A 24534-nucleotide genomic window follows, 5' to 3' on the forward strand; every position below is an offset into this window, starting at 1 on the left:
GAGTCTCGAGCTCTTCTGTCGCCACTGCACACCCAATATGACTGATTTGTCATTTACCGGTTTTCGAACTGTGGAGATGGCAGTTCTACAGTTCTGTCAGTGCCAAAAAGAGAACTTTGGCTCCTTTCCGACCGACTCTAAGGCCCCGATGAAAACACTTCAAGCCGTGCTTACGGCGTTAACCCTTGCATCGTCTGCTCTTCTGACATCTGCTGCTTCGGCAGACACGCTTCGTAGTGGCGAGTCCCCTTATGGACAACTTGCTGTGGAAGCAAAGAACGCACGCGTGGTAGATGTGATGTCCACCAAGTCCGCCAGTGTCACATATGGCGAAACCATCTTGTTTCAGGGAGCAGGCGGGAAGACGTTTGCTTGGACCTTCAACGGCCTTGATGGTCGGTCTTGGAACCTGAAGCAGTTTGCTCCGTCGGGTTTCGTTGCCAAGGACTACCGCGTTTACGTGGCTAGAAACCAGCTTTATCGCCGGTAACAGATCCTCTTGGCCAAGCGCCGTGCTCAGACCATTTCAAGGCTGAGCTTGTCGAATAAAACTTGCTCCGAAGAGGCGGTACCCCACCGCTTGAGCAGCTTTAAGCCAATTGAGCATCAGGACCGAGATTCCATCTGATGGCCACCACGTCTTTGCGTCACTCGCTTGTGAAAATGGCAGAGCACTGCCGTGCTGCCTCGATTCGTTCATTGATATTTAGGTCAACGGGAGATGCCAAATGACCAGGAAACCCATGTCGCTTGCCCTGGGGCTTGCGCTGCTCGTTGGATTTGGAGCGAACGCGCAGCAAGTCGCTCCCATTAGTGCCCCATCAGTAGGATTAGCGTCCCCCACGCAAGCAAGTCAGCCGCTGACTTTGGGTGCGGCACTGCAGGCCGCAATCGAAAACAGCCCTACGCTATCCGCTGCCAGACGTGAGATAGATGCTGCTCAAGGCGCGCTCACGCAGGCGGGGGTCTATCAAAACCCGTCGCTTGACCTGGAAGTGGAAGACCTCCGCTCCGGTATGCGTAGCACAACAGTTACCTTGAGCCAGCCTTTGGAGCTTGGAGGAAAACGCTCAGCGAGAGTTGCTGCGGCGGAGCGCGCACTGGAAGTAATTCGCGTTAAGAGCGAGGCGACTGAGGCTCAATTGAAGGCAGACGTCACGGCCGCATTTCTATCTGCGCTTCTATCGCAGGAGCGTGTGAGGTTGGCGCAAGAGTCTCTGAACATCGCTCGCGCTGGCAGCCAGGCTGCGTCCAAGCGCGTCCAGGCTGGGAAGGTGTCTCCTCTGGAGGAGACGCGCTCGAAGGTCGCCGAGGCTAACGTACGTCTCGAGCTTGTCCAGGCGCAGGGTGAGCTGGCAGCGCAGCTTCAAGAGTTGCGTGCGCTGCTGGCTGGTGGGGTGCCTTTCGACACGTTGGACGGAAACGCTTTGCTTCTTCCGACCCTCCCCCCAATCGACGTTCTGCAGGCTCGCGTGGAGAACTCACCGACTATGCGACAAGCTCGACTTGAGACCAGCCGACTGTCAGCACTTGCGGACCTTGAACAGGCAAAGAGGAAGCCAGACATAGCCGTAAGCCTCGGCATGCAGCGTTCTCAGCAGGACGGTCGCTCGACGGCCATCGTTGGAGTTTCGATTCCACTGCCCGTGTTCGACACCAATCGCGGAAACATCATCCAGTCGCTCCGACTGAGGGACAAGTCGGAAGATGACGCGAGGGCACTTGAGTTGCGGTTGCGAGCGGATCTCGCGATTGCAAGGCAGCGAATGGAAATCGCCTCACAAGAGGTGGCCGCCGTCAGTGCGGAAATCCTTCCCAGTGCACAGCTCGCCTTCAACGCCGCCGCGCAAGGTTTTGAGCTCGGAAAGTTCGAATACCTCGACGTTCTCGATGCACAACGGACTTTGCTACAGGCTCGGTCCCAGTACCTGCGCTCGCTAGGCGAATCTCATCGAGCGGCAGCAGATGTCGCTCGGCTCCTTGGAAACAACACTCTCAACTGAATCTGCCATGGCCACCAAATCACCTATGAATGCAAGACCTGAGAAAAAGCAGCTCATCATCATCGCCATCATCCTGGTGCTGGGCGCAGTCGGAGGAGCCCTAATCCTGCGAGGCGGAGAGAGCCACGGCGAAAGCGATGGCCATGGCCATGAGGAAGAAAGCTCACAGGTCGAAGGCGGTGCTAGCAAAGCAGGAGCCAAGGAAACTGGTTCCGGCACCTCTGCTGAACAGAGCAAGTCACCGTCCGGCGCAAGCGAAGAGGCACACAAGGAGGATGAGGAAAAGGTGGCTTTGACGGACGAGCAGGTGAAGGCAGCCGGTATCGTGATTAAGGAAAGTGGTGCTGCTGTGATTCGTACCACGCTGCAGCTCCCTGGAGAGATTCGATTTAACGAGGACCGAACCGCGCACATCGTTCCGCGAGCAGCGGGGGTCGTTGAGAGTGTGAGCGCAAATCTCGGGCAGAAGGTGTCTCGCGGCCAAATCTTGGCGGTCATTTCAAGTTCTGCCGTTTCGGAGGTTAGGTCTGAGCTCCAAGCAGCGACGAAGCGTCGTGAACTTGCACAGACGACGTACGAACGCGAAAACACACTTTGGCAGCAGAAGATTTCGCCGGAACAGGATGTCCTGCAAGCCCGACAAGCCTTGCGTGAGGCAGAGATTGCAGTGGCAAATGCCACTCAGAAGTTGCGGACACTTGGAGCATCAGCAGGTTCCGGTGCTCTAGGTCGAGTTGAGCTGCGGGCGCCGTTCGATGCGATGGTCGTGGAAAAGCACATCGCTATCGGCGAGGCCGTACGCGAGGACGCAAACGTGTTCACCTTGTCCGACCTTTCAACGGTGTGGGCTGAGATGAGCGTGGGTGCAAGTGACCTTTCCAAGGTTCGAGTCGGGGAGCGTGTACGAGTAAAAGCTGACGCCGCAGATGTTGTTGCGGACGGAAAGATTGCGTTTGTTGGCTCGCTGATTGGTGCTCAAACTCGAACGGCACCTGCTCGTGTTGAACTGAGCAACCCGAAGGGCGCTTGGCGGCCTGGGCTCTTCGTAACCGTCGAGGTGCTTACGAATGACAATGACAAGGCATCGGCGATAACAGTCGATGCAAACGCGCTTCAAACCGTGGAAGACAAGACTTCGGTCTTCACCAAGGTTGAAGGCGGCTTTGTCGCGAAAGCTGTGCGTGTCGGACGCACTGATGGTCAGCGGGTTGAGATTCTGGATGGCCTGAAGGCAGGTGAGTCCTATGCCGCAGACGGCAGCTTCGTCGTCAAGTCTGAGCAGGGCAAGAGCTCGGCGACGCACGCGCACTAAAGGCCGCTCACTATGTTTGAACGCATCATCCGCTTCGCCATCGAACAACGATGGCTGGTTATGTTGGCCGTGCTCGGAATGGTTGGGCTCGGCGTGTACAACTTCCAACGGTTGTCCATTGACGCCGTGCCGGACATTACCAATGTCCAAGTGCAAATCAACACGGCCGCACCTGGCTACTCGCCTCTTGAGACAGAGCAGCGCGTCACGTTCCCGATTGAGACCGTCATGGCCGGGCTGCCTGGCCTTCAACAAACACGGTCCATCTCGCGCTATGGCATATCTCAGGTCACCGTTGTCTTTAAGGACGGCACCGACATCTACTTCGCGCGCCAGTTGGTGAACGAGAGAATGCAGGGTGCGGTCAGCTCTCTGCCAGAGGGGGTCCATCCAGCTGTGGGGCCAATATCTAGCGGCTTGGGTGAAATCTTCCTCTGGACGGTGGAGGCTGAAGAAGGAGCGAAGAATGCGGACGGCAAACCGTATACGCCGACCGACCTTCGTGTGATTCAGGACTGGATCATCAAACCGCAACTCCGCAATGTGCCGGGTGTGACTGAGATTAACTCTATCGGCGGTTTTGAGAGACAGTTCCAGGTTGCTCCGATACCGGAGCGTTTGTTGGCCTACGGGTTGACGTTGCCTGATGTCGTTCAAGCTCTTGAGCGTAACAACGCCAACGTGGGCGCCGGCTACATCGAGAGGCGTGGCGAGCAGTATCTGATTCGGGCTCCAGGCCAAGTCGGCAGCCTTGAGGATCTCCGCAATGTCGTCTTGGCGAACAACAGTGGAACTCCGGTTCGAATCCGCGACGTTGCGGAGGTCGATATTGGTCAGGACTTGAGAACCGGCGCAGCTACGGATAACGGTCGCGAAGTCGTGCTAGGCACGGTGTTCATGCTCTTGGGCGAGAACAGTCGAACGGTCGCCCAAGCTGTTGCGAAGAAGATGGAGGAGATAAATCAGAATCTTCCAGAGGGCGTACACGCGATTACTGTATATGACCGAACAGTTCTAGTGGACAAGGCAATCTCTACGGTCAAGAAGAACCTGTTTGAAGGTGCCGTGCTCGTCATCGCGGTGTTGTTCCTTTTCCTGGGCAACATCCGAGCGGCGTTGCTGACTGCGCTGGTCATTCCCCTCTCGATGCTCTTCACCTTCACCGGGATGGTGAATCAGAAGGTGAGTGCCAACCTGATGAGTCTGGGGGCGCTTGACTTCGGCATCATCGTCGACGGCGCCGTGGTGATTGTGGAAAACTGCATTCGTCGCCTGGCACATGCCCAAGAGCGCCATGGACGCCCATTGACAAAGGCGGAGCGATTCCATGAAGTTTTTGCCGCATCTCAGGAGGCTCGAAGGCCACTGCTCTACGGCCAGCTCATCATCATGGTCGTCTATCTACCCATCTTCGCCCTTACAGGCGTGGAAGGCAAGATGTTCCATCCGATGGCTCTGACAGTCGTAATCGCACTGTTGGGTGCCATGATTCTCTCAATCACGTTTATCCCTGCAGCTGTCGCCATGTTTATCGGCAACAACGTCGGCGAAAAGGAAAATCGTCTCATGGGTTGGGCTCGTCGCGCCTACCACCCACTGCTCAAACGTGCCATGGGCGCGAGGGCCGTTGTTCTGACCGCTGCAGCTGTGGCCGTTCTGTTGTCGGGGCTTTTGGCAACTCGCTTGGGCAGTGAGTTCATACCCAGCCTTAACGAGGGTGACTTCGCTATCCAGGCGCTGCGAATTCCAGGCACCAGTTTGTCTCAGTCTGTCCAGATGCAGCAGCAAATTGAGCGCACTTTGGTGGCAGAGTTTCCTGAAGTTGAGCGTGTGTTTGCCCGCACAGGTACCGCCGAAATCGCGTCAGATCTTATGCCGCCGAACATCTCCGACGCATATGTGATGTTGAAGCCTGAGGACCAATGGCCAAGTCCTAAGCGGACGCGTCGAGAGCTCGTTGAAGCTGTCCAAGAGAGGGTGAGCAAAATCCCGGGCAACAACTACGAGTTCTCACAGCCGATTCAACTTCGTTTCAACGAGTTGATCTCCGGTGTGCGCGCGGACGTGGCTGTCAAAGTGTTTGGCGACGACATGGATGTGCTGAACAAAACGGCCCAGGAAATCGCCGAGGTTCTTGGTTCTATCAATGGGGCGAGCGAGGTGAACGTCGAGCAAACCACCGGCCTGCCCATGCTCTCCATCAACATTGACAGAAGCAAGGCGGCACGTTATGGCGTCAACGTGGGAGACATCCAAGACACCATTGCTACTGCCATTGGTGGTCGTAATGCTGGAACCCTCTTTGAGGGAGATCGCCGATTCGACATCGTTGTACGCCTGCCCGAGAGGATGCGAGGGGACCTGGAATCGATCCGTCGTCTCCCGGTAACGCTCCCAGCGGCCACACAGGCGGACGGAAGCACTCGTGTGAGCTTTATCCCTCTTTCAGAGTTGGCGACACTTGATTTGGCACCAGGACCAAACCAAGTCAGCCGAGAAGATGGAAAGCGGAGAATCGTCGTAAGCACCAATGTGCGTGGGCGCGACTTGGGCTCCTTCGTGGAGGAAGCCGGAGCCGCTCTGAAGGAGAAGGTGGTCATTCCGACGGGATACTGGACCACGTGGGGTGGACAGTTTGAGAATCTTCAATCCGCGACAAAGCGCTTGCAGATCGTGGTCCCGGTAGCGCTTCTCCTGGTGTTCGTATTGCTGTTCGCCATGTTCGGCAACGTGCGAGACGGCCTCATCGTGTTCACCGGAATCCCCTTTGCGCTTACGGGCGGGATCCTCGCGCTTTGGCTGAGGGATATTCCCCTATCTATCTCAGCTGCTGTCGGGTTTATTGCGTTGTCTGGCGTGGCCGTGCTGAACGGGCTGGTCATGATTTCATTTATCCGAAATCTCAGAGAGGGTGGTGCGACACTGGATGACGCGATTTTCGAAGGCGCGTTGACGCGACTTCGTCCAGTGCTGATGACAGCCTTGGTGGCTTCGCTTGGCTTCGTTCCCATGGCGATCGCAACCGGCACGGGTGCAGAGGTGCAGCGCCCCCTGGCAACTGTGGTGATTGGAGGCATCTTGTCATCAACAGCACTGACGTTGCTGGTGTTGCCGGTCCTATATCGGCTTGTTTATCGACGAGAAGAAGATGAAGAGGCTGACGACGAATCGGCTTCTCCCGTTTTGCCTCCCTCTTCGCACCAACCGACATAACGTGTCGCTCATAGCCTTGGCACTTGCCAAGGCTATGAGTTCGTATCGATGGAGCCCGAACATCAACAGCAGAGGCTCGTCTGTACGGCTGGCCTTATTGCGACAACCTCTCGCGCTCCAGACCGTGAGGGCGTAAGCGTCCGGCAATCCCATCTTGAGATAGACCCAGTGTCGAGGCATCGTGTGCACGATGAACATCACGCACACTATGGCGAACGACACGATCGCCCAGCGCCCCAAGCGGCACTACTACTCCCCGGAACTTAAAGGCCAGATCGTGGCCGAATGCCAGGTCTCCGGCGCGTCAGTGGCCGGCGTAGCGCTTGCACACGGAATCAACGCCAACATCGTTCATCGCTGGATGCGCGAGCAAGCAGACTCCCTGTTGCCAGCGCCCCGGAATGAGTTCGTTGCGCTGAATCTGCCTCCACCAGTTGAACAGCTCCCAGCAACCGAGACCAGCTCGCCGCCCGTGTCGCGTGCGATTCGCGTTGATGTTCGGCGCAGCGCCAGCGTAGTCACCGTGAACTGGCCCCTGGAAGATGCAGCGTCATGTGCAGCGTGGCTGCGCGACTGGCTCCGATGATCCGCATTGATGCGCTGTGGCTCTCCACCGAGCCGCTGGACATGCGAGCAGGCACCGAGACGGCGCTCGCCCGGGTAGTGGCTGTCTTTGGCGCAGCGCGCCCACACCACGCCTATCTGTTCGCCAATCGACGAGCCAACCGCATGAAGGTGCTGGTGCACGACGGCATCGGTGTCTGGCTGGCGGCCCGGCGCCTGAATAGCGGCAAGTTCGTCTGGCCGCGCGATGCCGCCACCACCGCCACACTCAGCCGAACGCAGTTCGATGCGCTCGTGCTGGGCCTGCCCTGGAAGAACGTCGGCGAGGCTGGAGTCATCACTGTACTTTGAGTGCTCCGGTCGTTGGCCAGGCAATCAGCGCTTGCACCGATGCGCGAATGTGATGTTAGCCGCATCATCTTCTCCCGTGATCACCGCAGACCACCTTGACACCCTGGAGCCGCAGCAGATGCGAGCGGCCCTGCTGTCGTTGATGGGTGAGCTGGCCGAGCGAGACGGCGTGATCGCACGCCAGGGCCAAGAGGCGGTCTTCAAGCAGGCGCAGATCGACAAGCTCACGCACGAGAACGCACTGCTCAAGCGCATGAAGTTCGCCGCACAGTCGGAGCGCTTCAGCGCCGAGCAGAAGAGCCTGCTCGATGAATCGCTGGATGAGGACCTGCAGGCGGTGGCCGATGAGATCGAGCAGGCCACGCCGCCAGTGGCAGGCCGCCAAGACAAGCAAGTCCCCAAACGCGCACCCCTGCCGGCCAACCTGTCGCGGCGCGAGATCCGCCACGAGCCCGAGTCCACCACCTGCGCCTGCGGTTGCCAGATGAAGCGCATCGGCGAGGACGTGGCCGAGAAGCTGGACTACGCGCCCGGCGTGTTCACGGTGGAGCGCCACATCCGGGGCAAGTGGGCCTGTGCCCAGTGCGAGACGATTCACCAGGTGCCTGTCGATCCTCACATCATCGACAAAGGCATCCCTACCACTGGGCTACTGGCGCAAGTGCTGGTGGCCAAGTACGCCGACCACCTGCCGCTGTACCGCCAGGAAGCGATCTTCGGCCGCGCCGGCCTAGCCATCCCCCGCTCCACGCTGGCGCAATGGGTGGGCTCGTGTGGCGTGCAGTTGCAGCCACTGGTTGACGCCATGAGGACAGAGCTGCTGCAGCGCCGCGTGCTGCATGCCGACGAGACGCCGGTGTCCATGCTCAAGCCGGGCAACGGCAAGGCGCACCGGGCGTACCTATGGGCCTATGCCACGGGCGCCTTCGAGAACATCAAGGCGGTCGTCTACGACTTCTGCGAATCGCGCTCGGGCGAACACGCCCGGCGCTTCCTGGGCGACTGGAGAGGCAGCCTCACCTGTGACGACTTCAGCGGCTACAAGGCCTTGATCGCAAGTGGTGTGACCGAGGTCGGCTGCCTGGCGCACGCGCGGCGCAAGTTCTTCGATTTGCACGCGGCGAACCAAAGCCAGATCGCCGAGGTCGCGCTGCAGCAGTTCGCGCGGGTCTACGAGATCGAGCGTGAGGTCAAGGAGATTGCGACCGATCAGCGCCAAACCATCCGGCAACAACAAACGAAGCCGCTGCTTGATGCCTTGCACCAGTGGATGGTGCTGCAACGCCAGAAGGTGCCGGAAGGCTCGGCAAGCGCCAAAGCGCTGGACTACAGCTTGCGGCGCTGGGAGGCTTTGACCCGGTTCGTCGATGACGGACAGCTGCCCGTGGACAACAACTGGATCGAGAACCAGATTCGGCCGATTGCCATTGGCCGCAACAACTGGCTCTTTGCGGGCAGCCTACGAGCTGGTCAGAGGGCAGCAGCCGTCATGACGCTCATCCAGTCAGCACGACTCAATGGGCATGATCCCTATGCGTATCTCAAGGACGTTTTGGCTCGCTTGCCGACGCAACGGGTTAGCCTGGTTCACGAGTTGCTACCGCATCGTTGGTTCGCACCGAGCTGAATGTCGTTATTTGAGGCTCCGCTCAGCGAACGGTTGGCCAGCTTGCCCCAGTGGCGCTGCGCAGCGATTCAAGTGCACCGCAATCGCCAACGCATACCCCTCCCGCACAGGTACTGCGGATGGCACGCAGTTGCTTGCGCAGCGCCTGCAACTCGGCGATTCGCTGCTCTACCAAGCGCATTTGATCGTCTAGCAAGGCATTGACCTCGTCGCAGGACATGGCGGGGTCGTCCTGCAACTGCAGCAGAGCCCGGATATCGTCGTGCGACATGTCCAGCGAGCGGCACCGAACGATGAAGGCCAACCTGTCGACATGCTGTTGGCCATATTGCCGATAGTTGTTGGCGGCCCGCAGGGGCGCCTGCAGAAGGCCCTCTGCTTCATAAAAGCGCACCGCGGGAACGGAGCACCCTGCCAATGACGATAGTTCACCGATTTTCATATTTGCCTACCTACCGCTTGACTCTACAGCTACTTGAGGGTTTCTAATACGGGACATGAGTACATGTCAAAGCAGTAGCTGCTCGAGCAGTTGCAATTCGCAGACGGTCGACGAGGCCCCAAGCGCCATTGCTTCCGTGGAGAGCACATTTTCAGTTCCGGGAATGGACTGCCCCTCCGAGGAGAACCTCATTCGCATGGCGCTGGGTGGTCTGACCGGGGTTGGGCCGATGACCTTCGATCTGGCCCATCGGCAGCTCCGGGTGGTGCACTCGGGCGAGCCCGCCAGGATCGCCCAGAAGCTGACGCCCCTGAACTTGGGTGCGGTTCTGCTGACAAGCGAGAGGCGCACCGAAGGCGGGCAGTGGAAGACGCGTTTCTCCGTGCCGAAGATGGATTGCCCGTCGGAGGAGAATCTCATTCGGATGGCGCTGGCCGATGCGTCGGCTGTTGCGGCACTGGACTTCGATCTGAAGGACCGTGTACTCACCGTGCAGCATGGGGGAAGTACGCAAGAGCTGCTGGGCCGTCTCATCCCTCTCAACCTCGGCGCGCAAGTGTTGGACAGCGTGCAAAGCGACGAGTCTACGGCCCCAGACGCAGAGGGGAATGCCTCTGAGGCTCGGACCTTAAAGCTGCTGCTCGCTATCAACGGTGCGATGTTTGTCTTTGAGTTGATCGTTGGCCTGATCGCCCAGTCCACAGGTCTCATAGCGGACTCGCTTGACATGTTCGCCGATGCGGCGGTCTACGGACTGGCGCTCTATGCGGTGGGCCGCGCCGCCGCCTTGAAGATGAAGGCAGCGCACATCGCTGGTTGGTTGCAAGTCGTGCTTGCGCTTGGCGCGCTTTTGGAGGTCGTTCGGCGGGCAGTTGTGGGAAGTGAGCCGGCGTCCATGCTCATGATGAGTATCGGGCTGGTCGCATTGATCGCCAACGTCACCTGCCTGGTGCTGATCGCCAAGAAGCGGGATCGGGGCGCCCACATGACGGCAAGCTACATTTTTTCTGCGAATGATGTGATCGCAAACGCGGGGGTGATAGTCGCTGGTGTTTTGGTCGCTTGGACGGGCTCCTCGTACCCTGACCTCGTGATTGGCGCAGTCATTGCGCTGATAGTGCTCAGCGGTGCCCGGCGCATCCTGAACCTCCGATAGCCAATCTAGCGGCATCCCACACCGATGCCTAGCCAAGGTGGGATGGCCGGCCGCTTACGTGAGGGCAATTGCATCGTCGTCAGCACCTGGCGGAGTGTCAGCTGAATTACATGTTCGTCATCTCCGCGATTGCCGTTCCTCAACTGCCAAACTGTCGCCCATGGAGACAGCTGCAATATGAAGATACTCATAGTGGAAGATGAAGTCCAATCGGGCGAGTACCTGAAGCAGGGTTTGAGAGAGGCCGGCTACTACACTGAATTGATGCGTGATGGCATCGACGGTTTGATTGAAGCTACTGAGGGTGACTACGATCTCGTTCTGTTGGATGTGAACTTGCCAGGAATTGATGGCTGGTCGGTGCTTCGCTCTTTGAGGCGAAAAAAGCCTCAACTGCCCGTGCTGTACTTAACTGCCAGAGACAGCATTGAGGACCGCGTAAAAGGTCTCGAGTTGGGCGCGGATGACTACCTAGCGAAGCCATTTTCGTTTTCGGAGCTCTTGGCACGCATCAAGACTGTTCTCCGCAGAGGTGCCCAGTCCCAAGAATCCACCATACTTCAAGTAGCTGACTTGCAGTTGGACCTGGTGCGTAGAAGGGCGTCGAGGTCCGGTCGTTTGCTGGATTTGACCACTAAGGAGTTCGGGCTTCTCGAGCTGTTTATGCGACGTCGTGGTGAAGTATTGCCTCGGTCCTTGATTGCTTCGCTCATGTGGGACATTAACTTCGACTGCGAGAGCAACGTGATAGTAGTGGCAGTGGGCCGGCTAAGGTCAAAAATCGATGATGAGTTCGACGCAAAGTTGTTGAGAACGGTGCGTGGCATGGGATACGTGCTTGATGAACCCGAGCTTTAACGCAAGGTATGGCCACTGCGCCCAGCCGACCGAAGTCGACTTTGGCATAGATGAGTGAGGTTTGGAGCTCTCGATGGCGAAGCACATCGGCGACCTCGTTGAGCGTGCCGCCGGCGTTGAGAAGCCGACTGACCAGTCGTGTGCCGGGAATGCCCCCAGTGTACGGCAACCCGGCGCGACGATACGGCTGGCGCACGGCATGCTTGACGACCTCGGCGGCCACTGTTTCATCACGGGCGCAACGTGCCGAACGAAGACCCGGTGGCTCGTAGTCTGGGGTCGTTCCGATCGCATGTAGTCAGCAATGGCAGCGCTGGTAAGGTGCGGCAGAGGTAGTACATCGGCGCGTCGCGATTTGCTTTTGCTGATGCGAACGGTGCCGGCTACCCAGTCGATGTCGTCGAGTTCCAGCGTGATCGCCTCGCTACTGCGCAGCCCGAGGTCGACGACGCAGCGCACGAGGGCGTAACAGCGCATGTGCGACGGTAAATCCACCGCGAAGGCACCCAGCCACCGATTGACCTCGTCCGGCGCGAGCGTCTGCGGTAAAGGTGCACGACGCCAATGCGCTGGCGGTATGCGCCAATGAACCACGTTCTTGATCCGCGGGCTGCGACCTGACAGCCTACGTTCCCACATAGATGAACGCGGGAACGTAAATGACAGACGATTTGGAAGACCTCAAACGCCGGTTGGTGGTGGGGCATAAGAGAGACGGACGCAGCGTGTACGACGAAGCGGCGAAGTCGGAGCTGGTGGCACTATGTCGGCAGCCTGGCGCCTCGGTGTCGCGCCTCGCACGCGAGTGCGGCGTCAATGCCAATCAGGTGAGCCGCTGGCTTCGCGAGCATGTCCACGGCGGTCCAGCGCGCAAAGCCGTTACCAACGTGGTGCCAGCGGCCGCGGCATTCGTCGCGGTCTCATTGCCACCGGCATTGCCGAACGCCGTTGTGATGGACGTGCAGCACGCTTGCCCAATGGTGTGGCGATCGACCTTCGCTGCGTCGAGCTGCGCAACATCGACGAACTGATCCAGGCGCTGGGGAGGCTGCGGTGTTCCGCTTCGACGAAGGACTGAAGGTCTACCTGCACCGCGAGCCGGTGGACTTCCGGTTGAGCATCAACGGCCTGGCGGTGCTGGTCGAACAGACCCTGGAGCTCGATCCGTTCGCCTCATGCGCGTACGTGTTCAGCAACCGCCGACGCGACCGCGTGAAGATCCTGGGCTGGGAGCGCAACGGCTTCTGGCTGTTGCTCAAGCGTCTGGAGAAGGACCGGTTCATCTGGCCCTCGGTCGACGCGGTTCCCACGCTGACAGCCGAGCAGTTGCATTGGCTGCTGGAGGGCATCGACATTGCAGTGGTGCAACGCCACCCCCATCTGCGCTACGCCAGCGTGGGTTGAAGGAACGATTGATAGGGCCTTCCAATCCAAGCTGACGTGTCGTCGCTTGCCACCATCACCGCTGAAGAACTCGCTGCGCTCATTGCTGAGCGCGATGCGCTGGCCGGTGCGCTTCGAATGGCCACCACCGAGCGAGACCTGGCACTGGAACGCCTGCGAGCGTTGCAGCGCCAGTTGTTCGCCGCCAAGAGCGAGGCCCGTGGCACCGACCAGAAGGACCTGTTCCTCAACGAGGCTGAGGCGCTCGCGCCGACCGCGCAAACACGGCCGGCCGAAATCGATGATGAAGACTCGACACTGGTCTCTGGCCACCAGCGCAAGAAGCGCGGACGCAAGCCGCTGGACCCCGCTCTGCCGCGTGACATCGTTCGCCACGAGCTGCCTGAGTCCGAGCGCGTCTGCGCGCACGACGGCCACGCGTTGGTGGAGATCGGCGCCGAGGTCAGCGAGCAGATGCACGTCATCCCCGAGCAGGTGCGCGTTCTGCAGCACCACCGCATCAAGTACGCATGTCCTTGCTGCGACCTGAGCCTGAAGGTCGCGCCGACACCGGCTCGCATCATCCCGCGAGGCCTCCTCACCGAAGAGGCGCAGGCCTGGGTCATCACGGGCAAGTACCAGTTCGGCATGCCGCTATATCGCACGGCCGCTCTGCTGCGCCGCTTCGGCGGCGACATCGTGAGCAACACCCTGGCCTCTGGCGTCGTGCGCATTGGCCTGGCAGTGCAGCCTGTCATCAACCTGCTGCGCGACCACCTGCTCGACTCGGACTTGATCTACGGGGACGAGACCACGGTCCAGGTTCTCAAGGAGCCCGGACGCAAGGCTCAAACCAAGAGCTACATGTGGGCGCAAATGAACGGCACCGGTCCACCGGTGCGGCTGTTCGCCTATGCACCGGGGCGCGGCGCCGTGCACGCGCAGAAGCTCTATGCCGGCATCCGGCGCGGCGCCACGCTCGTGACCGACGGGTATCAGGTCTACGACGGCATCGCCCAGGACCAGGGGTTGACGCATCTTGGATGCTGGGTTCACGCACGCCGACCACTCATCAAGGCCGAGGAGGCGATCCCGAAAGCCGCCCGGTCGCCGGGCCAGTTGGCCACACGAATCATCAAACTCATCGGCAAGCTGTATCGCGCGGAGGCGCTGGCCACGGGGTGGGCGCCGCAGCGCCGTATGCGGCTGCGCCAGCGCTACAGCGCCGCAGTGGTCAAGCAGATCGAACAGTTGCTGCTCGCACACCTACATGCCGTCGCGCCCTCAAGCCTGTTGGGCGAGGCGCTGCACTACCTGCACAACCAGTGGCCCAAGCTCATCCGCTTCCTGAACAACGGGACTTGGCCTCTGGACTCCAACCCGGTAGAAAACGCCATCCGGCCGTTTGTAGTTGGTCGCCGATCATGGCTGTTTGCTGACACCGTTGGCGGTGCGAACGCCAGCGCGAATCTCTACTCGCTCATCGAGACTGCGAAGGCCAACAACGTCGAGCCGTATCGCTACCTCCTCGCCCTGTTCAAGAAGCTGCCGCTGGCGCAGACGGCCGACGACTACGAGGCGCTACTGCCCTGGAACATCGCGCTCCCAAGCTCGTAGTCCAATCCTTGCACTTCATCCGCGTCGATGAGTAGGGCGCGGTTTATTGACCGCATACCGCTGGCGCAGCGTAAGCGCGCGGCCATCCCATCTTGACCGCTGGGCGCGGTCGTGTTTCTGGGTATGCGCTGTCAGGCCAGCTGCCAGCGGTGCGGCCGCAGCTCGCCGATCTGGCTTGCGCGCTGCATGGGCAGGCGTGCCATCACATCGCGCAGGTAGGCGTAGGGGTCATGCACGTTCATGCGCGCAGACTGGATCAGACTCATGACGGCCGCCGCCCGCTGGCCCGCGCGCAGGCTGCCTGCGAAGAGCCAGTTGTCGCTGCCAATCGTAATGGGGCGGATCTGGTTCTCGATTCAGTTGTTGTCCACGGGCAGTTGCCCGTCACCCGCGAACCGGGTCAACGCATCCCACCGCCGCAGGCTGTAGTCCAGCGCCTTGGCACTTGCCGAGCCCTCGGGCACTTTCTGGCGTTGCAGCACCACCCACTGGTACAAGGCATCAAGCAGTGGCTTCGTTTGTTGTTGCCGGATGGCTTGGCGCTGATCCCTCGCAAGCTCCTTGACCTCGCGCTCGATCTCGTAGTTCCGCGCGAACTGCTGCAGAGCGAATTCGGAGATCTGGCTCTGATTGGCGGCGTGCAGATCGAAGAACTTGCGCCGCGCGTGCGCTTTATGCGGAGCTCCGCATAAAGCGCATTATCTGGAGCGTCGTTTTATGTGGAGTTGCGACCTGCGATCACAGGAGCGACGCGGTGTGGTGCGGTCCGTGGCGCTACATAAGAACGGCACATCCAATCTGCGACGGCCAGCGTATTCCGCTGCATGGCCACCTCATCGGTCCAGCAGACATGCCTCGAATGCCCGCCACGGGTGCGAGCTATCGTGCGCGCGTGGCATGCCGATCGCAGCATCAGCGAGGCCAGCGCGGGCCAGTACCTGAGACGGATCAGGAGATTCCGCCGGTACTGCGTCCAACTCGGTCTACGTGAGGTTGACGAGCTTACCTACGAGGGGGCCAAGCGCTTCAAGGCTTGGTGCGCAAAGTCTCGCGGGAGCGAATCAGGCGATCTCGGGAACACAAGCTCATCGCTTCGCGCGCTGCGGCGCGTTTATGAGGTCATGGGCACAGCTTCCGCCGTGGAAGCCGAGCAAGCGCCGTGTACCTCCCGTCTTGACCGTCTTGCGCGACTATGCCACGCACCTCGATCAGCACCGGGGCAACCCAGAGGTCACCGTCCACAAGAAGCTCGACCACATCGGCAAGCTGCTCGAACACTTGGCTGTCTCGGGCAAGTCATGGCGCCAAATGCGCCTGCCGGACATCGACGCGTTCCTCATCCTGTGCGCTTGCAGTTAAGTATGCCGTGCGGTACCTTGCGGCCGAGGGAGACGAGTTCGCGATACTTGCAACCTGGGTAGAAAATTGCCACATAAAATCAGCCCACTCCCTACAACCGGCCCTTGCTCGTACCGACACTCTGTGCCACTGGGAAGTCAAACGAATCGTGAAAAGATCGGGGGATGAAGATGGACACCCTACCCTCTCCGATCGTTGATGGCGAAGGCACTCTTGAAGCCCGCATCGCTGATGCGCTGCGGTCTTTTGTGGAGGGTGTGGCTCTCAACGCAAGCGAGGACTTTCCAGACGAAGTCAACGATCGGCTTGCCGGCGTCGCTGCAACCGCCGAAGCCGCCATGGGAAAAGTCTCAGGACGAGCCAGAGATGACGTCACGAGACTCCTGAACGCATCCGTCCAGGCATCGACCAAGCCGAAGAAAGTGTTGTGGCTGCATAGAGCAGCTGATGTCTTTGCAGCGGCTATAGAACCGGTCGCAGCCTGCCGCGCCGGTTGCAGTCATTGCTGCCACATTCCGATCAAGATTTCCGCGACCGAAGCACGCGCGATTGGTAAAGCAATCGACCGCTCTCCCCTACCCTTGCAGGATCATAACGAGCTATCCACGATGGGTTACGACGCGCCATGCACGTTCCTCAAGGACAGCACCTGCAGCATCAGAAACCACCGGCCTGCAGTCTGTCGAACGCATTTCAACGTAGATGTCGATGATCTACTGTGCCAACTCGTCCCCGGTCAAGCGATCCCAGTTCCGTACGCAGACACACGGCAGTTCGCTATGGTCAGTGTCATGATCGAGCAAGACTCAAGAGCTTGGGCTGACATCCGTCAGTGGTTTCCTGCAGATGCAAACCGCTTGTCCTGACTAGGCGAAGCGGCAGAAAGCGGCAGAACTCCAAGTCGCGAGTGAGATAACCTACGTGCTTCACTCGTTCTGCATTCGCTACCCAACAGCCCTCATCTACAGTGACCCAGATTGATTCTTCAAATGTGAGCTCAGCAGAGCTTCGCGAACGTGCCGAAGCACTTTTCGCTCAAGCTCGTGAGCTGTCGACCAAAGAGTTTGAGTCGACAATGAACTTCCTCGCCGAGAAGCTACCCCGAATGGGAAAAACCAAGAAAGACGCTGTCGTTCATCTGCTCATGATGATGAGGGCGGCAGAAGCCGAAGAGACCCTGGCGGAGGTCTTCACCAAATCAGGTTCCCAGCTGCGGGTAGCCAAGAAATCCCCGTTGGACCTTGACAGCATTGGTGCTAGGCCGAGAGTTGGAGCAACCTACAAATTGCCTTCCGGCGAGATCTGGACTCGCAAGCAAAAGAAGGGGCCGACGAAGAGGTCCTTCGCCGAACATGCGCGTACGTCGACTTGGGTGTCGATGGAAGCTTGAGGCTGCACATACACGCTCACGTGGCCATGCCAGTCGGGTTGAGCCAAGTACCTAGAAACCGTAGGGATGCTGACGCCAAGCCTTCAGCACTCGATAGTCATGTTCGGAAAGAACGATCAGGCCTGATTCAGCGTCCGCAAGCACACGTTTCGCTGAGCCGTCGTGCACGCGATTGCCGTGCAGCATGTAGAAATACCAGCCAAAAGGCACTTTGACTCGTCGATCCAGCGTCTGCAACTTGCCGAAGTGCGCGTAGGTGTCGCCCTTGTTCGGATCCACTTCTGCGAGCTTCTGAGCGAAGGTCCACATCGGCACGAGACTTAGGTAGCGCGCGCCGCTCTTGGGATCGGTCCAATCGGAAAGCTGCACGACCCAGTGATCGCACAGCCTTGCTCCGCTACGGCCGGCACTCGACGACTCCCAGTCATTGAACAAGCGCCGAGACTTGTGCGGCTGGCTATCCCAGCCCGGGAACAGCTCGTCATGCGTTGCGCTCGTAGGCGCACTCGCCCAATCCGGGGATGCATCGGATAGTGTGTAGATGATGCCACGCACCTTGTCCCGCTGCCCTGCTTCGATCTTCTCTGTCTCCGTAACGAATGCATCGACATCGACGACCGCGTCCAACCGGTATGCGGGAGGGCTAATCCGTCGTCGTTCCTCAGCTGGAAGCGTGTCCCCTTCCAGTTCATGGAACAGATCCTGCAATGTCGTCGGTACGGACCAGGAGTATTTGTCGAAAGCGCGAGCGTCTATGAACTCGTCCTCCTGCCTGACCGATACTTGGATGAATTCAGCTTGGTTCTCCGTTCGCTTGTCCTGCACGAGGTACAGCGTTGTGAGTTCGCATTTGCTCAAGAGAAAGCCTTGGTCCCGAAGCCGCTTGTAGGTTTTGCCGGCATCACCGCCATCCAGCAGCAGCAGCTCCGCGACCCATTCCTTGTGGTCGTCGCTCACCAGTACTCCGTCGCGCGTCAACACTTTTCGACGTGCAAGGTAATGACTGCCATCACCACCGCGTGAAGTTACCAGCTTGGCGCTTGAAAGCTGCTCAAAGCTCCGCAAGCATTGAAGCAACGCCTTGTGAGACTCGTCTGGCAAGCAGTTCGACACGGCAACGGCGAGGCCGGGCACATCGATCTCATACACCGTGGATGTCATCATCCAGTTCTCCTGTCTCGTTGTCGACGCCGGGATCAGTGCTTGTGAAGCGCGTGGTCGATAAGCTCAAGGTACTGTGAAACCAGCGCACTGGCTTGCCGCTGAAGTTCCACGCGAGCATCTGCGTCATCTGGTTGGTGAAACGCCCCGTACGCGACCGAGCCCTTCATCAAATGTCCATCGGTATCTGCATGACTGCAGAATCCTCGGCGCAGACAATCCAAGGCCTTTTCTAGCGAGGCCCGGTGTGTACCCTGGACATATGCTTTTGCAAAGGCGCGAGCAGCATCATCTAACTCCGGGCCGTACTGCAGCACGTGAATCAGGTCGCCCACATCCTTGTTCGCTCCACGCTGATCAAAGGCAATTGCCTTGAGCACCACAAAGGCAAGGTGATTCGCGTAGTGCACGCGCTCCACGGCCAGGCCCTTGCCGTCGAGGAGCTCCGCTTTTACTTCCTTCGTCTCGTACTGGGCCTGAGCGATCGACATGTGCGGCATGGCCATGACAGAGATTGACTCCGCCCCCAATGACTTGAGGCCTCGAACCTCATCCTCGGCTGCATCACACAAAAATTCCACGCGCACGGGAAGCTGGTCCCGTGTCGTGGCCACCCACTGCCACGATGAAACTCTACCGTTCTCCAGCTTCATCTTCTCGAAACCCCGTTCCTTGAGGCGTATCGAAATTGGTGCGTAGTCTTCGCCAGCAGCGATGACGGCCAAGTCGATGACCAGATCGAGATCGGACGTTCCAGCATGCGCCGGAATCTCTGGGGGTTGCTCAGGGGTGAGATACCTCGGCACCAAGCCGCCAACCAAGCGCACGGTATCTTTGAGGGTGCCCATGCACTACAGCACAGTGACCAGCGCCTGCTCACAGGCGTCAGTGACATCACGCGAGTAGCCCGCGGCGGTCGCCGGTTTGATATCAGCCATGGTCCCTGCCTTTCGCGATCCGATTGTTCTTCAGCTCATTGGCCAGCTCCTTGCTGCGCCCACCTTCGTTGGCCAGCTCCAGGTACTGGATCACGGGACTGGCAAACCAACCCGGCCGATCGGGCAGCGGGATTCGATGCTGCAAGGCGAAGTCTTCGCATTCGTGGAAGGTGACGTTGAACCCCTTCTCGGCTCGTTTCAGCTCAAGATCTTCAGCGAAGGCCTCGGCCATACCCACGGGGACGATGATGTCGACACCGTTTACAGCCGTTAGCAGAGGCGTGACACAGTTTGCTGCATACTGGCCAGTGAAGGCCCATTCATCCTCATCGTCGAGCATTCTCACAGCTAAACGTGAGGCCAAGTTCGCTGGATTCTGGGCGAAAGCGAACCATCGCGTCTTGCGCCGCTTGCCCTCCGCCCATTGGTTGGCCCACGCATCAAGAAGAGCATCAGGCTGGACCAACTGGCGACGAACGCTGCGACCGCTTCCTTCACTTTGCACCATGCCGCGCTTCTCCAGCTCACGCAGGAGGATGGAGACGGTGTTGGGGCTCGCACCGGAGACCTCTGCCAGCTCGACGCCGGTGCGCCAGCTATCCCACCCCAGCAGCAGGGCATGCAGCACTCTCGCTCGCTCAGGCGTGAAGATGGTGCCAACCTCACGCCAAAGGGGCCTGATCGGGGGCCTGTCGATGAGGATGTGGTGGTTGCGCAGCCGAAGACTGATGCTTCCACTGCTGTCGAAGTAGCCAATGCCCAAGTCCTCCAGGGACTTTCGTGCTCCTTCGCTCAGCGACTCGGCCCAGACCATCTTTTGATCAATGGTGCTGTCCTCTCTCGCCAGCCCTTCCAGTTGCACACGTGCCCACTCGATGTCGCGGGGGAACGCGTTCTTTTTGACCTCAACCACCACTTTGACTCTCACACCATCAACGGGGATGCTCAAGACCAGGTCTGCTGCGCCGGTACCGAAACTTGGCTCATGCTCGGCCTCGATGCCATCGATATTGAGTCGATCGCGCAGCACGGCCGTGAACTCGGCAAGGAGCTTCTCGGCAAGTCGTCGCTCAGGATGATGCATGTTCAACGTGGGTTTATACGCTGTACAGCGTATAATGGCATTTGAGAATATGATATCCCCAAATGCGTTTATACGCTGTACAGCGTATGATGCGAGCAACAGTCGCTTCGACGCAGACGTTCCTACTGCCCAGGGACTGTCTGGCCACCGGGAGGTTGCAATTCAGGGCTCGAATGTGATCTGAGTCGGAGGCCTGTTCTCGTCAAAGACGGCAAACAGGTCGACATCCGACAGGCGATATTGACCACCAGGTCCGCCAAACACGCAGTAGTCCCCAATTGGGCCGATGCAGACGGCGAACAAGGCACCCTCTTTACCCTGCCCGTGGTACTTGGAACTTGGCCGAATGCGGGCCATCAGCTTTTGCCCTTGATCGGTGAGGACAGCCCGCCTCGCCTCGATGGCCGCGAACTCTTTGCGCAGCTGATCACGATCAATGACTCGCAATGGCGAAGGAGTCAGTTCAGATTCCACGAGTCTTCCTTTTTTGAATGTCGCGACCGAAAAGCTAAATCCGAAGAGTTTTCGTGCGAGTGGCTGGACGTAAGGCGCCAGAGCAGCGTTGCGCTCCCTCAGCTGCCTTGCCGGATCAATTTTCGGCCCTGTTCTAACCAGGTGCGTGCCTCATCGACGTTCCCACAGTCGATGGCAGAAATGACGTGCACGAGCCCAAGCGTCAGATCCTTCTTGGAAAGATCGCCTGCTTTGAAGTCATCCAGCACATGACTCAGAAATGCGTCCATGTTGGCGTGGTCGCGGTTGGTAAGTCGGGAACTTTTCGGCATCGCAGTCGCTTTCACTTTAAGAGTGCGGAAATTGAGTGAAGTGGCTCAGAGCATGAGTTGGGCCACCATCGTCCAAAGGTAGCAGCCTGCCAAATCATGTCAAGGTGAGGCGGGATGCGCTCTCAGGCGTTTTCCCAAAGCGCCTGCAGCCCGGGTACATCCAAGGGCGTTTGGGATTCGGGCGGAACACCCCGGTGGATGTGAGCGTCCCGGCGCCCTTCGAACACCACGAAGTTTCTGCCAGTGCAGTCCGGAAGATTGGATATGTAGGTCACGCCCACCAGTGGCAAGATCGAATTGCCGTCGCCCGTCACGATCAGTTGATCATGGACCCACAAAGTGAGTTTTCGCCATTTTTCGATGCGAGGCACTGGGCGGCCAATCGCTATCGCGGCGGCCCTGGCGATATCCGGCGATTCGAGATCGACGAACACGATTGGCTGCTTGGTCGTGTGCACCGCCGTCATGGGTGGGGGTTTGAGGGCCCGGCCGGTAACTGGATCCATCAGCTCAGGCTCTATTGAGATGTCGTTGAGACCATCTGCATCCTTGGTCGGTCGCAGAATTCGCGCCTCGAACCCCGCCGTCACCAGGGAGTCCGCCAGGTACAGCAGGCCATAGGCAGAACTGTCAGGCAGTGGTGGGTCCACCCTGCCCTTGCGGTGAGGCTCCGGCGCCACGGACCAGTCCGCATCAACGTGGCGGTAGATGCGGTACAGCCTGGCGTCGGCTGGCAAGGCAAAGCCTGGGAGCGGCCCGAAACGGGTCGGGATCTCCATCCCCGTCGCCTGCGTGTGCCAGCTCACGCACTGGCCCTGAGCATGTCCTCCTCGGCCAGCGCGAGGAAAATGGCCTGACGCTCGCTCTGTTCCAGATCGAGCAGGCTCGGATCAGAAATCCGGTTGAGCAGAAACTCCACGCCCGTGCTGCCGCCCAAATCCTGGTGGCGCGTGCGCAGGAAGTGCCAGTAGAACGTCATGTCCTGCCCGTGGGAGCGGTACATGGCTATCGCGAGCTGGTGCAACTCCTGATTAAGCCGTGGGCTGAGCTGGAAACTGGGGAAGCCGCGTTTCCTCATCCTTTTGGGAGGCAGCACCGAGATGATGAGGCCCGCCTTCTCGCGGTTGTAGACCGTCTGGTCTGTGGCGCCCATGCGCTGCGCAAAGGTCTTCGCGTCGAGCAGCTCATTGGGATTGTCTGCAGGGGCAATGACATCTGGCGAGGTTTTGTCCTGCTGCACCAGTTCGCCCAGCAACGCATGAAGCCGCTTGAACGTGGCCAGGTGGACGAAACGCTGCTGGTTCTCAGCACGGGGCGTGTCGTCGTCAGCGAACGACAGATCCTCCACTTCCAGAGCCAGGGGGAGTTGAGAAAGTGGGTCGTGGCGCGAGCCGCCATAGAAGACATTCCCCTGGAACACAGCACCATACAGGTCACTTTGAAGCACCTTATCGTGCTGCTGCGCTAATAGGGTTACGGCTGCTTCGTAATGGTCTGAGACCTTGGGCAGCGATGCGCCGATGAGGTGTCGCCCGATCTTGTGCAGCACCCCGAGCTCGGCCAGGGTGTGACGGGAAACCATCACGAAGGTGTGAGCGTGCGTCTTTTTCAACGCGCTTTCGAACACGCCGCTGACCGCTTCTGCCGTCTCGCGCGCGATTTGCTGCCGGTGCGCCGCGATGCGGGCGGCCGCAGCGGCCCGATCTGCCTCATGGTTGGGCAGGGAGATGAGGAACTGCTGGTACTCCATGGAAGGGTCCTTTAGGGCTGGTGCAGGCGGGTGGGCTTGGGCGGGTGTGACGCGCCCGTGCCTGGCGGTGGCCCTGTCACCGCGGGTGGGTCCATTGTGCGCCTGCCGGGCACTTAAGCCAAGTAAGCCAAATCATTTTATTCTTCATTTATAAAACGCGGATCACCAACTATTACTAGCAAGCCGCACTGGAAGGTCTGCATGAAGCCGGGAGGTCCTCGAAGCACCGGGCCTCCCCATCACCTGCGTCGCGGGGCAGCATCTGGATTGATATGGTCGAGATTGCGCACCCGGCGGCTCAAGCTACCCACCGAGCGCCAAAAAACGCACAGGCCACTGCCCGCGCCCAATTCACGTGGTGCGCTCTCAGCGCGCACTCGCGTCGGACTGAGCAGAAACGCGACCGCTGGCTACGCTACACCCCATGAGGTGCTCGTACATCCAGCCCATTCATCAGAAACGGCATGCCAGCCGTCGACACCTGGGCACCCTTCGAAAGTGAGAGGTCCAAACGGGGCACGTGAGAGATGCACACTTGGCACGCTGGTCATGGACTTCTTGCACGAGGTGCTGTAGTTCGACGCGCCATGCTATCTCGACGCCGAGCATCACATTGTCGGCAGCTACCGTGCACCCGTACGCATCCAAGATCAATCGCACAACATTTGCGCGTTCCATGAACGCCCCATATTCATTCGACAACAATTTGGGGAGCTTAGGTTAAGATTATTTGCATAACCTTTACCTGAAATCATGCACCGGAATCTGCGTCCAATACCAGATACAACCCACCGCCCGGGAAATCTGCAAGTGTTGACGCCGCCCGAGAAGTGACTATCTGAAGGATGGGATGACTCATCGGCCTATTTGACAACAGCGACCGAGCGCCTCACCTGTCCATGGCAGTGCACGGACCAATCCTTTGCAACTGCCTGCGCACCGCAATCAGCGGCAACAGCGCCTGCTTGTTTTTCGCACGGGACGATTCAAGGCAGTGATCAAGCTGGACCTCTGGCAAAGAAGGGCAGAAGCCAATTAGCTCTTCATGCAAGGTTCTTACTCCGCAAGTGTCCAGTCAGTTCCAGCACGCGTTCGGCATCTCGCGTCCTGAAACCTTGCTTGGGGTCCGTGAACACCACAAGCTCTCGCGCTTTGAAGTTCAGCGGATCGTCGTCGATAGCCAACCATCGGTGCGGCTCCCGCTGGTTGGCAATCAACCAGTTGCGGCACTGCGATTCGCGTAGCGGCATGGCGCCAAAGTCGACTTTGGGATTGCCCTTCTGAAGCGTGCAACCCACGATGAGCCGATACAGGTCTGGCTGCTCTTCGAAGAAGTCCCTCATCCTCTCCAGCGGGTAGTGCTCCGCCCAGGAACTGGAGATCACCACTTCGACGTGGTCTACCTGCTGAAGACAGATCTGCAGCAGACCCGCCTTCTCAAAAAGCCGGTCCGTGGTGCCGCCCTGCGGGTGCAGCACCCCATCAAAGTCCAGGAAGATGGTGATCAGCGGCTTCATGGGAGTGGGTTGAATAGTGGAAGT

25 protein-coding genes and 1 pseudogene are annotated in these 24534 nt (G+C 59.2%); 15 read left to right on the top strand and 11 right to left on the bottom strand.

What is annotated here, in order from left to right:
• Nucleotides 1-37: 37 nt before the first annotated feature.
• From ABSY19_RS06170 to ABSY19_RS06200, 7 genes are all read left to right on the top strand, one after another.
• Nucleotides 38-490, top strand: a complete 453-nt coding sequence (locus ABSY19_RS06170; protein ID WP_382160184.1) for a CzcE family metal-binding protein — start codon at nucleotides 38-40, stop codon at nucleotides 488-490.
• 238 nt (nucleotides 491-728) lie between these two features.
• Complete coding sequence (locus ABSY19_RS06175; RefSeq protein WP_382160186.1) at nucleotides 729-2003, top strand: TolC family protein; 1275 nt, start codon at nucleotides 729-731, stop codon at nucleotides 2001-2003.
• Nucleotides 2004-2010: 7 nt separating this feature from the next.
• Nucleotides 2011-3315, top strand: coding sequence for an efflux RND transporter periplasmic adaptor subunit (locus ABSY19_RS06180; RefSeq protein WP_382160189.1), 1305 nt, complete (start codon nucleotides 2011-2013; stop codon nucleotides 3313-3315).
• 12 nt (nucleotides 3316-3327) lie between these two features.
• Entirely contained in the window at nucleotides 3328-6528 is a 3201-nt protein-coding gene (locus ABSY19_RS06185) for a CusA/CzcA family heavy metal efflux RND transporter (protein ID WP_382160192.1), read from the top strand.
• A gap of 190 nt (nucleotides 6529-6718) precedes the next feature.
• The gene (locus ABSY19_RS06190) at nucleotides 6719-7114 is read left to right on the top strand and encodes an IS66-like element accessory protein TnpA (protein ID WP_006217728.1); all 396 of its coding nucleotides are present in this window, start codon (nucleotides 6719-6721) and stop codon (nucleotides 7112-7114) included.
• Complete coding sequence (gene tnpB, locus ABSY19_RS06195) at nucleotides 7111-7443, top strand: IS66 family insertion sequence element accessory protein TnpB (RefSeq protein WP_003121550.1); 333 nt, start codon at nucleotides 7111-7113, stop codon at nucleotides 7441-7443. The genes ABSY19_RS06190 and tnpB (ABSY19_RS06195) overlap by 4 nt, the downstream gene beginning before the upstream one ends.
• Nucleotides 7444-7519: 76 nt before the next feature.
• Nucleotides 7520-9070, top strand: coding sequence for an IS66 family transposase (locus ABSY19_RS06200; protein ID WP_031757192.1), 1551 nt, complete (start codon nucleotides 7520-7522; stop codon nucleotides 9068-9070).
• A gap of 22 nt (nucleotides 9071-9092) precedes the next feature.
• Here ABSY19_RS06200 and cadR read toward each other — a convergent pair whose 3' ends face one another.
• Nucleotides 9093-9512, bottom strand: coding sequence for a Cd(II)/Pb(II)-responsive transcriptional regulator (cadR, locus tag ABSY19_RS06205; RefSeq protein ID WP_010791743.1), 420 nt, complete (start codon nucleotides 9510-9512; stop codon nucleotides 9093-9095).
• Between the two features lie 46 nt (nucleotides 9513-9558).
• Between cadR and ABSY19_RS06210 the strand changes: the two genes are divergently transcribed.
• Together ABSY19_RS06210 and ABSY19_RS06215 are read left to right on the top strand one after the other, a co-directional pair.
• Nucleotides 9559-10668, top strand: a complete 1110-nt coding sequence (locus tag ABSY19_RS06210; RefSeq protein ID WP_072632770.1) for a cation transporter — start codon at nucleotides 9559-9561, stop codon at nucleotides 10666-10668.
• Nucleotides 10669-10845: 177 nt separating this feature from the next.
• Nucleotides 10846-11526, top strand: a complete 681-nt coding sequence (locus ABSY19_RS06215) for a heavy metal response regulator transcription factor (RefSeq protein ID WP_382160195.1) — start codon at nucleotides 10846-10848, stop codon at nucleotides 11524-11526.
• On the opposite strand, the gene ABSY19_RS06220 is transcribed toward ABSY19_RS06215, so the two are convergent.
• Nucleotides 11443-12165 (bottom strand): tyrosine-type recombinase/integrase, encoded by a 723-nt coding sequence (locus ABSY19_RS06220; protein WP_382160198.1) that lies wholly within the window; start codon nucleotides 12163-12165, stop codon nucleotides 11443-11445. The two genes, ABSY19_RS06215 and ABSY19_RS06220, sit on opposite strands and share 84 nt — an antisense overlap.
• Before the next feature lie 20 nt (nucleotides 12166-12185).
• Here ABSY19_RS06220 and ABSY19_RS06225 point away from each other — a divergent pair, with 20 nt between their 5' ends.
• The 3 genes from ABSY19_RS06225 (at nucleotide 12186) to ABSY19_RS06235 (ending at nucleotide 14526) form a co-directional block, all read left to right on the top strand.
• Complete coding sequence (locus ABSY19_RS06225) at nucleotides 12186-12557, top strand: transposase (RefSeq protein WP_382160201.1); 372 nt, start codon at nucleotides 12186-12188, stop codon at nucleotides 12555-12557.
• Between the two features lie 22 nt (nucleotides 12558-12579).
• Nucleotides 12580-12930, top strand: a complete 351-nt coding sequence (gene tnpB / locus ABSY19_RS06230; RefSeq protein ID WP_382160204.1) for an IS66 family insertion sequence element accessory protein TnpB — start codon at nucleotides 12580-12582, stop codon at nucleotides 12928-12930.
• A gap of 117 nt (nucleotides 12931-13047) precedes the next feature.
• Nucleotides 13048-14526 (top strand): IS66 family transposase, encoded by a 1479-nt coding sequence (locus ABSY19_RS06235; RefSeq protein ID WP_382163707.1) that lies wholly within the window; start codon nucleotides 13048-13050, stop codon nucleotides 14524-14526.
• A gap of 131 nt (nucleotides 14527-14657) precedes the next feature.
• Here the strand turns inward: ABSY19_RS06235 and ABSY19_RS06240 are convergent.
• A pseudogene (locus ABSY19_RS06240) lies at nucleotides 14658-15197 on the bottom strand (transposase); the annotation flags it as partial.
• A gap of 502 nt (nucleotides 15198-15699) precedes the next feature.
• Here ABSY19_RS06240 and ABSY19_RS06245 point away from each other — a divergent pair.
• The 3 genes from ABSY19_RS06245 to ABSY19_RS06255 all read left to right on the top strand — a co-directional run bounded on the left by ABSY19_RS06245 (nucleotide 15700) and on the right by ABSY19_RS06255 (nucleotide 17275).
• Nucleotides 15700-15885, top strand: coding sequence for a hypothetical protein (locus tag ABSY19_RS06245; RefSeq protein ID WP_382160206.1), 186 nt, complete (start codon nucleotides 15700-15702; stop codon nucleotides 15883-15885).
• 164 nt (nucleotides 15886-16049) lie between these two features.
• The gene (locus tag ABSY19_RS06250) at nucleotides 16050-16751 is read left to right on the top strand and encodes a YkgJ family cysteine cluster protein (protein WP_382160209.1); all 702 of its coding nucleotides are present in this window, start codon (nucleotides 16050-16052) and stop codon (nucleotides 16749-16751) included.
• A 125-nt stretch (nucleotides 16752-16876) separates the two neighbouring features.
• Complete coding sequence (locus ABSY19_RS06255; RefSeq protein WP_382160212.1) at nucleotides 16877-17275, top strand: hypothetical protein; 399 nt, start codon at nucleotides 16877-16879, stop codon at nucleotides 17273-17275.
• Between the two features lie 51 nt (nucleotides 17276-17326).
• Here the strand turns inward: ABSY19_RS06255 and ABSY19_RS06260 are convergent, their stop codons facing one another.
• The 8 genes from ABSY19_RS06260 to ABSY19_RS06295 form a co-directional block, all read right to left on the bottom strand.
• The gene (locus ABSY19_RS06260; RefSeq protein WP_382160215.1) at nucleotides 17327-18439 is read right to left on the bottom strand and encodes a hypothetical protein; all 1113 of its coding nucleotides are present in this window, start codon (nucleotides 18437-18439) and stop codon (nucleotides 17327-17329) included.
• A gap of 32 nt (nucleotides 18440-18471) precedes the next feature.
• Nucleotides 18472-19284 (bottom strand): hypothetical protein, encoded by an 813-nt coding sequence (locus ABSY19_RS06265; protein ID WP_382160218.1) that lies wholly within the window; start codon nucleotides 19282-19284, stop codon nucleotides 18472-18474.
• 82 nt (nucleotides 19285-19366) lie between these two features.
• On the bottom strand, nucleotides 19367-20464 hold the full coding sequence (locus ABSY19_RS06270; RefSeq protein WP_382160222.1) for a hypothetical protein: 1098 nt from the start codon (nucleotides 20462-20464) through the stop codon (nucleotides 19367-19369).
• Nucleotides 20465-20620: 156 nt separating this feature from the next.
• Nucleotides 20621-20932: a hypothetical protein gene (locus ABSY19_RS06275; protein WP_382160225.1), complete on the bottom strand. Its 312-nt coding sequence runs from the start codon at nucleotides 20930-20932 to the stop codon at nucleotides 20621-20623.
• A gap of 98 nt (nucleotides 20933-21030) precedes the next feature.
• Nucleotides 21031-21201, bottom strand: a complete 171-nt coding sequence (locus tag ABSY19_RS06280; RefSeq protein ID WP_382160228.1) for a hypothetical protein — start codon at nucleotides 21199-21201, stop codon at nucleotides 21031-21033.
• A gap of 164 nt (nucleotides 21202-21365) precedes the next feature.
• Nucleotides 21366-22022: a hypothetical protein gene (locus tag ABSY19_RS06285; protein WP_382160231.1), complete on the bottom strand. Its 657-nt coding sequence runs from the start codon at nucleotides 22020-22022 to the stop codon at nucleotides 21366-21368.
• A gap of 23 nt (nucleotides 22023-22045) precedes the next feature.
• Nucleotides 22046-22993, bottom strand: a complete 948-nt coding sequence (locus tag ABSY19_RS06290; RefSeq protein ID WP_382160234.1) for a hypothetical protein — start codon at nucleotides 22991-22993, stop codon at nucleotides 22046-22048.
• A 1043-nt stretch (nucleotides 22994-24036) separates the two neighbouring features.
• Nucleotides 24037-24510: an HAD domain-containing protein gene (locus tag ABSY19_RS06295; RefSeq protein ID WP_382160237.1), complete on the bottom strand. Its 474-nt coding sequence runs from the start codon at nucleotides 24508-24510 to the stop codon at nucleotides 24037-24039.
• Nucleotides 24511-24534: the final 24 nt, after the last annotated feature.

Source organism: Hydrogenophaga sp. ANAO-22 (assembly GCF_042466645.1).
In the GTDB taxonomy this organism is placed as follows: Bacteria; Pseudomonadota; Gammaproteobacteria; order Burkholderiales; family Burkholderiaceae_C; genus Hydrogenophaga.

Excerpts from the sequence above, each read along its gene's own strand:
- ABSY19_RS06180 (WP_382160189.1), top strand. The coding sequence starts at position 2,011 with ATGGCCACCAAATCACCTATGAATGCAAGACCTGAGAAAAAGCAGCTC.
- ABSY19_RS06220 (WP_382160198.1), bottom strand. The coding sequence starts at position 12,165 with ATGTGGGAACGTAGGCTGTCAGGTCGCAGCCCGCGGATCAAGAACGTG.
- ABSY19_RS06290 (WP_382160234.1), bottom strand. The coding sequence starts at position 22,993 with ATGGAGTACCAGCAGTTCCTCATCTCCCTGCCCAACCATGAGGCAGAT.
- ABSY19_RS06185 (WP_382160192.1), top strand. The coding sequence starts at position 3,328 with ATGTTTGAACGCATCATCCGCTTCGCCATCGAACAACGATGGCTGGTT.
- cadR (WP_010791743.1), bottom strand. The coding sequence starts at position 9,512 with ATGAAAATCGGTGAACTATCGTCATTGGCAGGGTGCTCCGTTCCCGCG.
- ABSY19_RS06225 (WP_382160201.1), top strand. The coding sequence starts at position 12,186 with ATGACAGACGATTTGGAAGACCTCAAACGCCGGTTGGTGGTGGGGCAT.
- ABSY19_RS06295 (WP_382160237.1), bottom strand. The coding sequence starts at position 24,510 with ATGAAGCCGCTGATCACCATCTTCCTGGACTTTGATGGGGTGCTGCAC.
- ABSY19_RS06265 (WP_382160218.1), bottom strand. The coding sequence starts at position 19,284 with ATGGGCACCCTCAAAGATACCGTGCGCTTGGTTGGCGGCTTGGTGCCG.
- ABSY19_RS06260 (WP_382160215.1), bottom strand. The coding sequence starts at position 18,439 with ATGATGACATCCACGGTGTATGAGATCGATGTGCCCGGCCTCGCCGTT.
- ABSY19_RS06170 (WP_382160184.1), top strand. The coding sequence starts at position 38 with ATGACTGATTTGTCATTTACCGGTTTTCGAACTGTGGAGATGGCAGTT.
- ABSY19_RS06190 (WP_006217728.1), top strand. The coding sequence starts at position 6,719 with ATGAACATCACGCACACTATGGCGAACGACACGATCGCCCAGCGCCCC.
- tnpB (WP_003121550.1), top strand. The coding sequence starts at position 7,111 with ATGATCCGCATTGATGCGCTGTGGCTCTCCACCGAGCCGCTGGACATG.
- ABSY19_RS06250 (WP_382160209.1), top strand. The coding sequence starts at position 16,050 with ATGAAGATGGACACCCTACCCTCTCCGATCGTTGATGGCGAAGGCACT.
- ABSY19_RS06285 (WP_382160231.1), bottom strand. The coding sequence starts at position 22,022 with ATGGAGATCCCGACCCGTTTCGGGCCGCTCCCAGGCTTTGCCTTGCCA.
- ABSY19_RS06280 (WP_382160228.1), bottom strand. The coding sequence starts at position 21,201 with ATGGACGCATTTCTGAGTCATGTGCTGGATGACTTCAAAGCAGGCGAT.
- ABSY19_RS06215 (WP_382160195.1), top strand. The coding sequence starts at position 10,846 with ATGAAGATACTCATAGTGGAAGATGAAGTCCAATCGGGCGAGTACCTG.
- ABSY19_RS06175 (WP_382160186.1), top strand. The coding sequence starts at position 729 with ATGACCAGGAAACCCATGTCGCTTGCCCTGGGGCTTGCGCTGCTCGTT.
- ABSY19_RS06235 (WP_382163707.1), top strand. The coding sequence starts at position 13,048 with ATGGCCACCACCGAGCGAGACCTGGCACTGGAACGCCTGCGAGCGTTG.